Here is a 13484-nt window from a genome sequence, read left to right on the forward strand (position 1 = left end):
CCGGAATGCTCTCGCGGCGCGAACGGCTCTTCCAGATCCTGGAGGTCCTCTCCCAGCACGGCTTCGGCTTCGTGCTGGCGGGCCTCAAGCCCGAATGGCGCGCCCCGCTGGAGCGCGTGCGCCTGGTGGACCCGGACAAGCTGCGCCCGCAGCCCGTCCACCTGCGCCTGGCCCTCGAGGAGCTCGGGCCCACGTTCGTGAAGCTCGGCCAGCTGGCCTCCACGCGCCCGGACCTGCTGCCTCAGGAGTACGCCCGCGAGCTGGCCCGCCTCCAGGACTCGTCCCCGCCGATCCCGCCGGATCGCATCCGCGAGCTGCTCGAGCAGGAGCCGGACACCGCGGCAGAGGAGATACTGCGCCACATCGACCCCGTCCCGCTGGCCACCGGCTCAATCGGGCAGGCCCACACCGCGGTCTACGACGGCATGGACGTCGTCGTGAAGATCCGCCGCCCGGGGATCGTGGACACCGTCAACCGCGACCTGGAGGTGCTGCGCGAGCTCGCCGTGCTGATCACGCGCTACTGGCCGGGCGTGGGCGATCAGGACCTGACCGCGCTGGTGGATCAGTTCGCCGCCTCCATGCGCGATGAGCTCGACTACCTGGCCGAGGCCCGCAGCACGGAGCGGATGCGCGAGCTGTTCGCGGGGCATCCGTCGCTGATCGTGCCCGCTGTGGTGTGGCAGGCGACCTCCTCAAGGGTGCTGACCACCGAGCGCATGTCCGGCATGAAGATCACGGATCACACGGCCCTGGACGCCGCCGGGGTCGATCGCCACCAGCTGGCCGTGACGGCCACGGAGATCCTGTGCCAGATGATCTTCGTCCACGGCTTCTTCCACGCCGATCCGCACCCGGGGAACCTGTTCATCCACTCCGACGGCTCGATCGCCATGATCGACTTCGGCATGGTCGGCAGCCTCTCGGAGGAGTTCCGCGATGCCCTGGTGACCATGCTCGTGGGCGTCTCCCAGGGCAATGCCCGTCGCGCCACCACCGGGCTGCTCAAGCTCACCGACCGCGCCCCGGAGAACCTGGACCGCGCCGCCCTGGACCGCGATGTCGAATCCATGATCCGCAGCTACGCCGACCGGCCCCTGGCCGAGGTGCGGATGGCGGCGCTGCTGTCCGACCTGGTGGCCTGCCTGCGCCGCCATAGGCTGCGCCTGCCGCGCGATTCGGCGCTGTTCCTGCGCATGGTGATCACCGCCGAGTCGATCGGCAAGGGCCTGGATCCCGACTTCGACCTGATCTCCGTGATCCGCCCGTTCGCCCGCCAGTTCGTGCTGCGCCGCGTCTCGCCCGAGGCGCTGCTGCACCGGGTGCGCGGGCTGGTGGAAGAGGCGGTCCAGCTGGGCCAGGACTCCCCCGACGTCATCCGACGGATCATGTCCGTGCTGGAGAACGGCGGATTCGACGTCCATCTGCGCGCGGACGAGCTCGAGCCTCTGCTCAACCGCGGCGAGCGCATCGGCCACCAGGTCATCGCCGGCGCGGTGATCGCCGCGACGATCAACGGCATGTCCCACGTGGTGGCCTCCGAGCCGCAGCGCTACGGCCGCTTCCACGTCCCGCTGATGATCGGCGGGACCGGAACGGTCGGGGTGCTCTCGGCGTATCTGGCGGCCTCCACGGCCACCCCCAGAGTGCGCCGGGTCGTCTCCTCGCTGCGTGAGCGCAGACGACGTACACGGTGAGCTCGGCTGACCCGATCCATCGCGTGCCCGCCTCTGCCCACCTCTGCTGGTGTGTGTTCACGTGGTCCGATCTCGTCCGCGCCGTCCACACAGACGGGCGCGAAACTTGAAACCTCATTCAGCTCGACGGGCTTCTGGGCGACTTCGCTCCTGACCAACCAGTAACGTCGATACCGTCGTACATCGGACGGACTGCCCCCCCGGCCGATGCCGGCCCCTCATCGTCGCGCAACCCGCTGGATGAGGCGTGTCCTCCCACCCGTGCGGATCCTTCCGCAGGCACAAGATGAGGTCTCCCATGCCGGACTTCGACTCCGCTCCCTTGCTCGTCTCGGAGCCCATGAGCCTCGAAGCCGTGCGCCACGGCCGCCCGCTGAAGCTGTCCGCGCAGCAGCGCGAGAGGATCCGCCGAGGGTTCGCCGCCCTGGTGCGAGAAGGCCTCCAGTTCGACGGTGTGGACGTGGCCCGCGAAGAGCCGGTGCGCGTGATCCTGTCGATCCGCGAGCCCGGCGCCTACGACCTGCTGGCCTCCATCCGCGACGCCCGTCCGCTGCACCGTCGGCTGCTCTCGCCGCGCAGCGTCGACGAGATCTCCGTGCTGGAGGACAAGCTGGGCGAGGCCGTGGAGACGGTGCTCTCGGGCGTGCAGATGCTGCCGATCATCCTGGGGGCCAAGTCCGTGGTGGTGGGCACCGCAGCGGATGAGCTGAACCTCGTGCCCATGGTCATGGACGATCGGTACGTGATGCGGGTGCCGACCAGTATCTTCGCGATCCTCCGCTCGTCGCAGCAGGCCCAGGCCGCTGCAGAGGACCTGAAGCACCTCTTCGAGCAGGACGACTCCACGATCACCTTCGTGCAGGGCAGGGGGCCCTACACGCGCGAGGGCGCCACGGTCATGGAGGTGCCGGCGAACATGTGGGAGCGGGTGCGGGAGATGCACCCGGCCACGATCTTCGACTCCGTGCCGCGGGTCGAGGATCCGCTGCTGCCTCTGGTCACGCGCACTCCGCGCGAGGACTTCCCCCGGCCCGCCCAGAGCGATGTGGGTCCTGAGGACCGCGGCCGACGCACCGATGTGCGGATGCCGCCGCCCGGCCCTCTGCTCTGAAGCTGCGGCCGCCTCAGGCGGCGCCGGGCTTCGCGTCGGGGTCCAAGCCGGCGCCGGGCTCCGGGTCGGGATCGGGATCGGTGCTCAGCCGGTCGATCGGGCGCTGCACCTGCGCCCCGCGCACGAACTCCAGGACGCGATCGGTCGCGATGACCATGTGCTGGATCCGGCTGCGCTTGGCCTCCGCCCCGTAGGCCAGGGAGACGGCACCCACTCCCTCCCGCGTCAGCCCGGAGAGAAACTCCCGCATCTGGGCGTCGAAGCTGCCGTGCATCAGCCCGTAGTCGACCTCCGGCGAGACGCGCAGGTGCTGGCCGTCGTCGGCCTCGGTCAGGTCCACGTGACCGCAGCGCACCTCCCGCACGGTCTGCGGCGCGGCCAGCACGAAGCCGAAGGCCCGCACGATCTCCACGAGCCCGAGGACACTCAGGCGCAGGGCCTGCTCCGCGGTGCGGACGGGCTCCGGATTGCCGGCGCCCAGCGGCGTCGGCTGATCACCGGCGCGTCCTCGCACATCGGCGACGACCTGCGCCACGAACACGACGGCACCGGGGCCGGGCTCGTAGAAGCTCATGCTCAGGCCCTCCTCCGGGAACCGCTCCGGAGGACGATGGCGGGCGTAGAGCGTGCGAGCCATGGCCTTCAGCGCCATGTAGGACCGGCGCACGACGTCCCGGTCGATCTCGATCGGTCGCCCGGCGGGGTCGTCGACCCGCATCACCACGTCGATCGATGCCCTGTTCAGAGGTGTCATCTCCCGAACCTCTCCTCGGATGTCCAAAACACCGTCCCGAGCGTCCTCTGCACCGTCGCGGAGGCATGCGCTCCAGCGATGGGGGCGCTCGGCCTGCGCGGATTCATGCTGCAATCCAGATCACTGTCCGGTGTGAAAATCTCAGTCACGTCCTGCGGTGCTCGTTCTCGGTCGTCTTCGGCGCGGCCCTCAAGCACGCCGATCCGCCTCCTGCAGCGGGATCCGGGCCATGAGCTCCCAAATGTCCAGCTGGCGCCCGAAACTCAGCTCGCCGCCGAAGATGTCCACGCGCTCGCTCAGGCCGACCAGTCCGAGGCCGCCCTCCAGGAAGATCTCCCGGGGCAGTCGGGCGCTGCGGCTGCGGGCATCGCGGACCAGGTTGCGCACCCGGATCACCGCGATCGAGCGGCCCTGCGGCGTGGTCTCCAGGCTGGCGCTGAGGCTCACCGGCGCGCTCGGGATCCCGTGGCGGATGGCGTTGGCGGTGCCCTCGCGCAGCACGCGCTGGCACAGGGACCGCACGCTCGTGGCGATCTCCTCCCAGCCGTCTCCGCGGGCGATCTCGACCCGGTCGAATCCGGCGTCCTCGAGCAGCTGACGACACCGGTCGAGCGCGGTCTCCATGGAGTCCGTGGGCGCGGTGGGACGCTGCGCACCGGTCTGATCGGTGCGCAGCGCCTGGTGCTGGGGAGCGATCCCGTCCTCGAGCGCGGTGGCCTCCCCCGCCTCCTCCTGCAGGGCCGAGACCATGCGGCGCAGATCCTCGATGGTGCCCGAGGCTCCGTCGGCGATGTCCTGCAGCACCCGGCGCTGCACCTGCGGCCCCCCGGAGAGCAGCCCGGCATTGGCCCGCAGCGCGGTGGCCGTGACGTCGTGGGCCACGAGGTCGTGCAGCTCGCGAGCCAGGTCCCGGCGCTCGGCCGAGCGCACTCCGGCCACCTCGGTCTCCAGCTGGGCGACCCGCAGCTGGGTGAGCCGGGCCCGGCACCGGAAGAAGCGGATGGTCCAGCCCACGGCAGAGCCGGCGAAGATCATGAAGGCGAGCAGGAACGCCTGCATGCGGATGGTGACGGTGTCTCCGAGCCCCACCAGGGACAGGGCCGCCGTGAGCTGGGCGAGCATCAGCAGCATGCCCACGCCCCAGCGGTTCCACATGCACAGGATGACGCAGCAGATGATCGCCGGGGCGACCACAGCGATCGGCTGCTGGCTGAGCAGCACCATGGCATAGGCCACGGTCAGAGCCACAACGCACAGACCGCGGGTGATCCACACGCAGATCAGCGGCAGGAAGATGACGATCAGCGTGAAGGACAGAGCCTCCCCGCTCAGCCAGGCCTGCCCCAGGAGGTTGCTGATGACCTGCAGCCCCAGGAAGATCAGGACAATCAGCAGCATGGCCGCCCGGAACGGCACGGGAGGGGCGAGGACCGCGGAGTCGGCCAGCTCCGGCCATCGGCTGTCCACGGCTGCGGTGAAGCGTCGCCAGAGCCGGGGAGGCTCGAGCAGATCGGCCCTCATGGCCCGCTCACCGCAGCAGCCTGGATCACCCTCACTGCCCTCCCAAGGGGCCCACGACCAGGCCCGACGCTTCCGATTGATGCTGCAGCGATATTACCCATCGGCCGGCGGGATCTCGTTGAGTGCATGTACTTGTCCCCATTTGAGTCCCTGCGACGGCTGTCTGTCGCTGGACCTCCGTCGTTACGATGATCGGCGACCTGGCCGATGTCGGCCGCCCCGGCCCACAGCTCGGCCGTCGGACAGACTTGGAGCAGCGATGACCAGGGATCAGTCTCCGGAGCCCGGCTCCGACGAGCTGCTGAGCGTGCTGATCGCCGATGACGAGGCGGTCGTCCGCGAGACCATCTCCATCTATGTGAACAGCGCCCCCGACATGCAGGTCGTGGGGACCGCCGCGGATGGGCGCGCGGCCGTGCAGATGGCCGAGACCCTGCGTCCGGACATCATCCTGATGGACATACAGATGCCGCGCGTGGACGGCGTCGAGGCCGTCGCTGAGGTGCTTCGGCTCATGCCGCGCACTCACGTGGTGATGATCACGACGTTCACCTCCCGGGAGGCCGTCGTTCCCGCCCTGCGCGCCGGCGCCCTGGGCTACGTCCTGAAGTCCGATCCGCCCGAGCGGCTGCTCTCCGCGGTGCGCGAGGCCGTGGCCGGACGCACCCAGCTCTCCCCTCAGGCCCTCGAGGCGGTGGTGGGGCATCTGCGCGAATCGGACAACCGGGCCAGCCTGCCCGCCTCCGTCACGCTGACGGCCCGCGAGTCCGAGGTGCTCAACCACCTGGCCGAAGGCCACAGCAACCGGGAGATCGCCGAGCTCATGGTCCTGTCCGAGAAGTCCGTGAAGCTTCACGTGACGAACATGGTGTCCAAGTTCCAGGTCCGCGACCGGCTGCAGCTGGTCATCGCCGCTCACAAGGCCGGGCTCATCCAGCTCTGAACCGCGAGCCTTCGGGCACGACGCGCCCCACCCAGGGCCGTCGCCACCCCGAATCGGGGACAGCTGTGTGAGAATCTGCTGAGGATTGCCTGTCCGCCCGCCGATGAGTGAAAGAGTCACCGATGCCGCTGACCGTGATGCCGATCTACGGAACCCGCCCGGAGGCCATCAAGATGGCACCGATCGTGAAGGCCCTGCAGGACTCCGACGAGTTCCAGTGCGTGGTGACCGTGACCGGCCAGCACCGCGAGATGCTCGATCAGGTCAACGAGATCTTCGACATCACCCCGGATCACGACCTCAACATCATCCGCCCCCGCCAAACCCTCAACGGCGTGCTCACCCGCACCGTCGAAGGCCTGGATACGATCTTCGAGCACAACGCCCCCGACGCCGTCGTCGTCCAGGGCGACACCACCACCTCCACCGCCGGTGCGATCGCCGCGTTCTACCGCGGCATCCCCGTGATCCACGCCGAGGCCGGACTGCGCTCCTTCGACCTGTTCTCCCCCTTCCCGGAGGAGGCCAACCGCAAGATGACCTCCCAGATCGCCTCCCTGCACCTGGCCCCGACCGACATCTCCCGGCGCAACCTGATGGCCGAGTCCATCAACGGCGACGACATCGTGGTCACCGGCAACACCGTGATCGACGCCCTGCACCACACCGTGGCCCGCGAACTGCCCTTCACCGACCCCGCCCTGGAGGACCTGGCCGCCTCCGGACGCCGCGTCCTGCTGGTCACCACCCACCGCCGCGAGAACCAGGGCGATGCCATGCGCGGCGTGGGCCGCGCCCTGGCACGCATCGCAGCCGATGAGCCCGATCTGACCATCGTGCTGCCGGCCCACCGCAACCCCGTGGTCCGCGAAGCCGTGCTACCGGCCCTGGAAGGCCTGGACAACGTCCTGGTCACCGAACCCCTGGCCTACGGCGAGTTCACCCGCATGCTCGCCGTGGCAGACGTCGTCCTCACCGACTCCGGCGGAGTCCAGGAAGAGGCCCCGTCGCTGGGCAAGCCCGTGCTCGTGATGCGCGAGAACACCGAACGCCCCGAAGCCGTCACCGCCGGCACCGTCAAGCTCATCGGCACCGACGAGGAGCGCATCGTCGAAGAGGTCTCCACCCTGCTGCACAACGAGGCCATCTACACCTCCATGGCCAACGCCGTGAACCCCTACGGCGACGGCCGCGCCGCCGAACGCACCGTAGCCGCCATCGCCCACATGTTCGGTCTCGGTGAGCGCCTGCCCGACTTCGCACCCGAGACCCAGCCACAGGGCTGAGCTCTGAGGTCTGCAGCATGGAACACAACCCGGAGGCGGTCGAACGGGAGTATCCGAGCCTCGAGGACTTCACCGTTGCGCTGCGCTCGGAGAGCTTCCCTCTCGACACGCAGGTGAGACTCATCATCCAGCGCGGTGAGCGGGCTCCGCTGCCGCTTCTGCTGGTGCGCCGCCCGGAAGCCGAGCGCGTCACCATCCTGTTCAACGGTGCGGTCGACCTCGAGCGGACGGGCGGCCAGCCGATCTTCCAGCGCTCCAGCTGGTGGCGCTCGATCCCCACGCATCAGATCTACGTCTGCGATCCGGGAACCGCGGGTGAGGATGCCCTGTCACTGAACTGGGGGCAGGAGTCCCTCGCCCACGATGCTCTCCCGGACATCGGCTCCGCCGTCCGGACCCTGTGCTGCGCCCTGGGAGTGCTCGACTCCCGCCGACGGACCTACTTCGGCTCGTCGGCGGGAGGGTTCCTGGCCCTCATGACGGCGGCCCAGGACGACGATCCGCACGTAGTCGTCAACAACGCGCAATTCGACTGGACTCGCTGGATGAGAGGCGGCGTCGTCGCCCTGTCCGCCCGGCGATTCAACGCAGCGGCACCGGCGGCGCTGCGGCGAGCCATACCCTGGCGGACGAGCGCGCTGCGGCGGCTCTCGCAGCGCAGCACACCGCTGAGCGTCGACTACTGGGTCAACATCGCTTCCCCGCATGATCTGAAGGTGGACCTGACCCAGGCCATGAGCTTCGTCCACGACGAGCGAGCACTCGCCGAACGGTTTGCCATCCATCGCTACAGCGACCCCGTTTCGCTCCACAACCCGCTCGGTCGCGAACAGACGCTGGAACTGCTCTCCAGCCACCCAGCAGCACCGCAGACGGTCACGATGGAGGCCTTCGCCGAGACACCAGCGCCCGGTCTGCAACCGGGAGATCCCCAGATCAGGTACACCCCAGCCGCATCAGAGGCCGGCTATGCGTACCCGCTGACCGGTGGAGCCGACTGCCGCCCCATAGCTCGCATCCGCCCGGGTCTCAGTCAACGGGACGCCCTCATCATCGCGGAACTGATCGGTGTAAATGGCGATCGCCGTCCTGCTCCCGGCTGGCACTGGTCGCAGAGGAAGCGGCGCAGCTTCCAGTACCTCTCCGGTGGACATCCCGTACACGAGGATTGGGTCGAACTGCCCGAGATCCCCACCGACGATTCGGACATCGGCATCGTTCTGAGCATCAGCCCATGGCCCGCTCGGGGAGAGGACCCCCGTCGACTGGTCGAGGCCCTCGGCTTGAAGTCGGAGACGCAGACACGAACCGACAGTCTGAATGAGACAAGCTTCCGAGAGCTGCAGTGATCCGTGCTGGCGCCTCCACCTGACAGGTGCTGGGGCGAGTCGGGGCGACACATGAGGTCATAGGTAGACGTGCGAGCATAATCCTCGCACTCCATGGCTCCTACCTCGGACCTGGGAGACTGCGGATGACTCGTGCTGGAATGCCTCCCACCACCGTGTTTGCGGGCACGTCCTTCGTGACGACTGCGCCGGCCCCGACGGTGACCCCTCCGAGGACAGTCACCCCCGCGCCTACCCACGTTCCGTCGCCGATTGAGATGCCGGGGAACGAGACCCTCCCTGCACGTCGATCCGATCCGCCTACCGCGTGGGTGTCTGTGATGAATCGGGCGAAGGCTCCGATGTTGCAGTTCTTGCCGAACGTGACATTCGCGCGGATATAGACGTCACGGTTGAATGAGCAGCCTTCGCCGATGGTCGCGGGACCGACGATCTCAGCTCCCCTGCGCAGAAGCACCCGCTCGCCGAACCGCACGGTCCGTCCGCCGCTGGCGATGATCTTGCAGGAGGGATGGATCCGCACACCCGGTGCGCCGATGGCACCCTCAGCCCCGTTCCAACGTGTGGGGTGAGCACGTTCCAGCTGCTTCTCCAGCTCACTGAGGCGCTGGGTGAGCGCCGCTATGGCGCTGGCCGTCTCTTCATCCACCGGTCCATTCAAGCGCGGACACGGCGACTGCTCAGGACTTCCTCACCCCGCCCGACCCTGAAGTCCGGGGCTGCTGCACACACGGATCACCCAGGACGTGGTGAACGCGGTGAGAGGGGCGACAGACGCCCCTCTGGTTCACCGCCGACTCACTGCCTAGGGTGAACGTCCGCCTCGAGGCTCTAGAGCGATACTGAACCATCGCGCAGAGATCGGACGTAGGCCGAGTCCTGCAACGGTGCTGCAGGGACCAATTCGAGGCTCTCCTGCAGCAGCAGGTGAGCCGAGAAGACAGCGCCTTCGCCGGATCCGGGTCCCTCAGGAAAGAGGAATCCATCGAGCGCTCCGACCGGGACTAGCTTGCAGGTGTCCATTCCCAGCAGATGCTGGTGAGCAGACAGCGACCGGCTTCCATGGCCCAGGCGCTTCATGCGTCGGTCGTGGGGCGCATCGGAGCTTCGAGCACCTGTGGTCGCATCCTCGTCGACGAGTCCCCCGATGACCAGGGTGTCGGGACCGGCCGACAGCCACATGGACAGGATGCAGTTCTCATCCAAGCTGTCGTAGTCGTCAGCGAACGCGACATATGCTCCGCTGACCTGCTTCAGACCGAGATTATGCGCGGCACCCACATCCGCCTGAGGCGAGTGGAGGTACCTGACAGTCATCTCACGGTGATCGTCCGCGAACTCCCCCACGAGTGCCCGTGTGCCATCATCCGATCCGTTCTCGACCACGATCACTTCCAGCAGATGCTCGGGGAACGTCTGTGCTCCCAGCGATTCGAGCAGTCGAGGGATCCTGTTGCCTCCGCTGTGCGTCGCCACGATGACGGAGACCTTCTCCTCCTCGAGAGGAGGCATCTCGGTGGTTCGCCATTGCGCCAGCAGCTGCTTGGCCAGGCGACGGGAGTCCTCAGTCGAGACGGCAGAGCCTCCCTGCATGGGCCGCGGCTCGGCCTGGGCAGACACCGGCACGCCGGCACTGCGCAGCAGACGCAGCAGTCGGGGCCGAAGGCTCCCGATGTCCTCCCAATGATCGGCGGTGCTCACTGAGATCGGGTGGCGCTGCAGCAGCTGCAGCAGCGCCGTTCGGTGCACTGCGCTCACGTGGTCGGCACGACGCGCCATCGTGGCGTAGAACGGCTCGTCCCAACGACTGGCTTCCAGCACGAAGCAGCCGGGGATGCCCAGGGCCCTGGCCTCATCGAACATGCTCGCCGCAGGCAGGAGTTCGTCAGGAGTGCTCCGCCGCAGCCGTCCTGCCCACGAGCCGCCCTGATCGGCCGACGAGAAGACGATCAGAGCGTCCAGATCTGCTGTCAGATGCTTTGTGGGCTCCTCCGGCTCGACTGGGCGCACTTCCTTGACCAGACTCTGGAGCTCGCGAAGAGTCGCGGAGTCGGCGACCACTGCCAGCCGAAGATCGCCGAGCTGTTTCAGCAGCTCCGCAGGGGCAGCCACCCGAGCCTGTGATGTGGCCTCCAGCATCGAGCGACGGAAGGCAGCTGGATCCTGGTCCGAACGGACTGCTGCATCGCCCAAGCGTAGATCGAATCGGCGGTCCAGCACGGACATGCCATCCACCGCTCGAATCCGGGAATCGGCCCGGAGAAAGACCACACGGGCCAGCTGCGCAGAGAGGTCCGGCGAGCCTGGGTCCTGAATGGCACGTTCGACAAGAGAGATGTCCGCATCGTCCGTGACGATCCAGTGCACTCGACCGCCCAGCCTGTCGGCGGCATGCGCCGCAGTGAGCGCAGCCCACCATGGTCCAGCGACAACCAGGTCCGAGATGCCTCGAGCCGCTGCCTCGCGGGCTATATCCGATGCGGCGACGTGCACCCACCGGTCGAATCGCAGTCCGCGCGCAGCCGGAACAGCCGCCATGCCACGGTCCTGCTGGACGTCAGGAAGCCGGGCCGGTGGAGTGTCAGGCTGCTGCAGGCCTGGTGGAGTGTCCAAGTCCACGGCGAAGCGGTCCAAGCCGTACTCGGACCATCGCACGGTCATCTGCCCGCCGCCTCGCACCAGCAGAACGTCGACCGGATCAGTGATCTGCTCGGATTCCGAACCGGCCTGGCTGTTCGACGGCGGCAGGAAGAGAGAGAAGCGTCGGGTGTCAGCTGCGACCAGGCCGCGGCACAGCAGCTCGAGGTCCTTCAGCTTCCCCTGCTCTTGAGCGGTCACCCGCACATGGGCATCAAGGTCAGACAGGGCCGCTTCCGTATCACCGCGGTCGAGATCCGCGACGACGCGCTCGTAGAGCATGGTGCCTTGCATGGTGCTGGCTACCACCTCCTCGGCCCCATCATCAGAGATGTCCCGGCTCGCCTGATCCAGCAGGGAGAACCACTGGTCGTTGCACACGACATCTGCGGAGTACCGGTCCGAGTGGCTGCGCGCAGCCTGCGAGAGCGCCGCGAACGACTCACGAGACTCGTTCGCCTCCAGGATCACCTTCGCGATCTCCTCGGAGGAATCATGGACGAAACGGCCCCCGATGATCTCCTCGGCGCCCTCGCGCCGCCATGCCACGGGAACTGCCCCACTTCTGGCACCTTCGATGGCTGCCATGTGGAAGGTCTCTCGGGTGGATGTCGACAGGACCCAGCCGACCTTCCGCAGCCAATTGCCCATATCGGGCCCGAACGGCTCGAAGGCGATGTGCTCGCGCAAGCGCGGAGACCGGCCGATCCTGCGGAAGAACTCCCGGTATGCGTCCTGGTGGGCGGCCTTCTTCCACTCCCACACGTAGTTCCAAGGCGGGTTGCCCTTGAGATGCAGGATGTACCGATCATCGTGCTCGAGGAGGATCTCCAAGACGTCCAGGGCACGATCCGGGCGCTTCAGGATCGGAACATATCCGATGAGCGCCAGATGGAAATGGGCGCCGTCCAGCTTGGGCCGGTCCAGGTCATCTGCATTGACGCTGTTCGGGATGACGATGACCTTCTCCGCAGGCCAATCCTTCATCTCGAGGCAGCGCTGCCGATAGAACTCGGAAGCCACCACGATGCGATGCACATTGTGGATCTCGAGCTCATCGATCCAGGTGGAGAGCAGCTCGAAGCCGTGCAGATGGACGATGAGCTTCTGCTCGGGGCGGACATTCTGCGAATACCAGATCGCGTTGTGAGCCGCGAACTCCGCGATGATCACATCCGCCCATTCGAGGTACTTCCGGCTCGCCCAAGGCTGCGGCCGCGAATGATGCACGAACCTGTCCACTCTGACGTCGAAATCGTCCTGGACCGCCAAGCGATCCACCAGATCGCCAGAGAACTTGAAATCGCTTCCAGCCAGGACCACCCGGGGCTTCCGCTGTTCGTCCTGGGCCGGCCGCCTGCGTAGGGTGCGGGTCTCCGAGAGAAGGGACGCGAAGGACGCGGCACCAGCGTCCTGGGTCTGGGGGCTCAGCTCTTCGCCGGACCCCGGAAGAAGCGCGCCTTCCACGTCCGTGGTGACCGTCATGCGCCTCGCCACAGCGATCTGACGCCCGATCTCGGCCAGGGCAGGCGCTGGATCCTCCGGCATGATCAGAACCCGATCTGCCGTGCTCTCAGCTGAGAGCTCCAGCAGGGGCAGGCTCTGGATCTCCGCACCCGGGAAATCGAGCAGAGCGCTTGCCTCACGGCGCCCCGTCTCTGCCTCAGCCGTGCCGCAAACCAGCAGACGAACCGGACGGCGCTGCTCTCGAGCCCGCGCCGTGATATCGCGGGCAGACGGCATCGGCGATTCGCCCCAGAGGCTGAGGTCGACGACCACAGACCGGTCTGCGGGAGCCTCCGTGGGCGCCGGGGCCTGGTCGAGCAGCAGCTCGAGCATCGGCGCGACACGGGTCTTGGAGGTCGCTGCGCGGCTCCGGCTCTCCACGACCGATCGCTGCTGCTCGCTGGTGGTGACGATCCGGTAGCTGCCCGTGGCGATGTGCTCCAGCTCGGCGACCCTGCGTTCCGGCAGCACAGCAGCCATGACCGGGTCGTCATCGATCAGCGACCACAGCTTCTGCGTGAGCGTCCCCCCCGACGCTGCATCGCAGCACAGCGAGAAGCCCTGCGCCACGACGATGTCGATGTCCTCCTGGGCACCGAGGGCTGTGAGCTGTCGGCTCACTGCATCGTGGCGATACGAGGTCTCGCCAAGTGCTGCGTCTTCGCTGCCGGTCTTCGGCG

At 67.7% G+C, this 13484-nt stretch carries 9 protein-coding genes; 5 read left to right on the top strand and 4 right to left on the bottom strand.

Annotation, left to right across the window (positions count from 1 at the left end; translation table 11 throughout):
- The first annotated feature begins 5 nt into the window (after window positions 1-5).
- Both JOE55_RS01545 and JOE55_RS01550 read left to right on the top strand, forming a co-directional pair.
- Window positions 6-1697, top strand: coding sequence for an ABC1 kinase family protein (locus JOE55_RS01545; RefSeq protein WP_204781801.1), 1692 nt, complete (start codon window positions 6-8; stop codon window positions 1695-1697).
- 298 nt (window positions 1698-1995) lie between these two features.
- Complete coding sequence (locus tag JOE55_RS01550; protein WP_204781802.1) at window positions 1996-2808, top strand: hypothetical protein; 813 nt, start codon at window positions 1996-1998, stop codon at window positions 2806-2808.
- 13 nt (window positions 2809-2821) lie between these two features.
- Here JOE55_RS01550 and JOE55_RS01555 read toward each other — a convergent pair whose 3' ends face one another.
- Window positions 2822-3562: a hypothetical protein gene (locus JOE55_RS01555; RefSeq protein WP_204781803.1), complete on the bottom strand. Its 741-nt coding sequence runs from the start codon at window positions 3560-3562 to the stop codon at window positions 2822-2824.
- A 189-nt stretch (window positions 3563-3751) separates the two neighbouring features.
- Window positions 3752-5083 carry a sensor histidine kinase gene (locus tag JOE55_RS01560; RefSeq protein ID WP_204781804.1) on the bottom strand — a complete coding sequence of 444 codons (1332 nt, stop codon included), beginning with the start codon at window positions 5081-5083 and terminating at the stop codon, window positions 3752-3754.
- 259 nt (window positions 5084-5342) lie between these two features.
- On the opposite strand from JOE55_RS01560, the gene JOE55_RS01565 reads away from it, so the two are divergent.
- The 3 genes from JOE55_RS01565 (at window position 5343) to JOE55_RS01575 (ending at window position 8661) form a co-directional block, all read left to right on the top strand.
- Window positions 5343-6026, top strand: a complete 684-nt coding sequence (locus JOE55_RS01565) for a response regulator (protein WP_204781805.1) — start codon at window positions 5343-5345, stop codon at window positions 6024-6026.
- Window positions 6027-6148: 122 nt separating this feature from the next.
- Window positions 6149-7312 (top strand): non-hydrolyzing UDP-N-acetylglucosamine 2-epimerase, encoded by a 1164-nt coding sequence (gene wecB / locus JOE55_RS01570; protein ID WP_204781806.1) that lies wholly within the window; start codon window positions 6149-6151, stop codon window positions 7310-7312.
- A 17-nt stretch (window positions 7313-7329) separates the two neighbouring features.
- Window positions 7330-8661: an alpha/beta hydrolase family protein gene (locus tag JOE55_RS01575; protein ID WP_204781807.1), complete on the top strand. Its 1332-nt coding sequence runs from the start codon at window positions 7330-7332 to the stop codon at window positions 8659-8661.
- 100 nt (window positions 8662-8761) lie between these two features.
- Here the strand turns inward: JOE55_RS01575 and JOE55_RS01580 are convergent, their stop codons facing one another.
- Both JOE55_RS01580 and JOE55_RS13400 read right to left on the bottom strand, forming a co-directional pair.
- Window positions 8762-9310, bottom strand: a complete 549-nt coding sequence (locus JOE55_RS01580) for an acyltransferase (RefSeq protein WP_338125389.1) — start codon at window positions 9308-9310, stop codon at window positions 8762-8764.
- 182 nt (window positions 9311-9492) lie between these two features.
- Window positions 9493-13425, bottom strand: coding sequence for a glycosyltransferase (locus JOE55_RS13400; protein WP_204781808.1), 3933 nt, complete (start codon window positions 13423-13425; stop codon window positions 9493-9495).
- Window positions 13426-13484 lie beyond the last annotated feature (59 nt).

This window comes from Kocuria palustris (assembly GCF_016907795.1).
Taxonomy (GTDB): Bacteria; Actinomycetota; Actinomycetes; order Actinomycetales; family Micrococcaceae; genus Kocuria; species Kocuria palustris.

Bases quoted from the DNA above. Each gene is read 5' to 3' on its own strand.
- JOE55_RS01545 (WP_204781801.1), top strand. From the start codon at position 6: ATGCTCTCGCGGCGCGAACGGCTCTTCCAGATCCTGGAGGTCCTCTCC.
- JOE55_RS01550 (WP_204781802.1), top strand. From the start codon at position 1,996: ATGCCGGACTTCGACTCCGCTCCCTTGCTCGTCTCGGAGCCCATGAGC.
- JOE55_RS01555 (WP_204781803.1), bottom strand. From the start codon at position 3,562: ATGACACCTCTGAACAGGGCATCGATCGACGTGGTGATGCGGGTCGAC.
- JOE55_RS01560 (WP_204781804.1), bottom strand. From the start codon at position 5,083: ATGAGGGCCGATCTGCTCGAGCCTCCCCGGCTCTGGCGACGCTTCACC.
- JOE55_RS01565 (WP_204781805.1), top strand. From the start codon at position 5,343: ATGACCAGGGATCAGTCTCCGGAGCCCGGCTCCGACGAGCTGCTGAGC.
- wecB (WP_204781806.1), top strand. From the start codon at position 6,149: ATGCCGCTGACCGTGATGCCGATCTACGGAACCCGCCCGGAGGCCATC.
- JOE55_RS01575 (WP_204781807.1), top strand. From the start codon at position 7,330: ATGGAACACAACCCGGAGGCGGTCGAACGGGAGTATCCGAGCCTCGAG.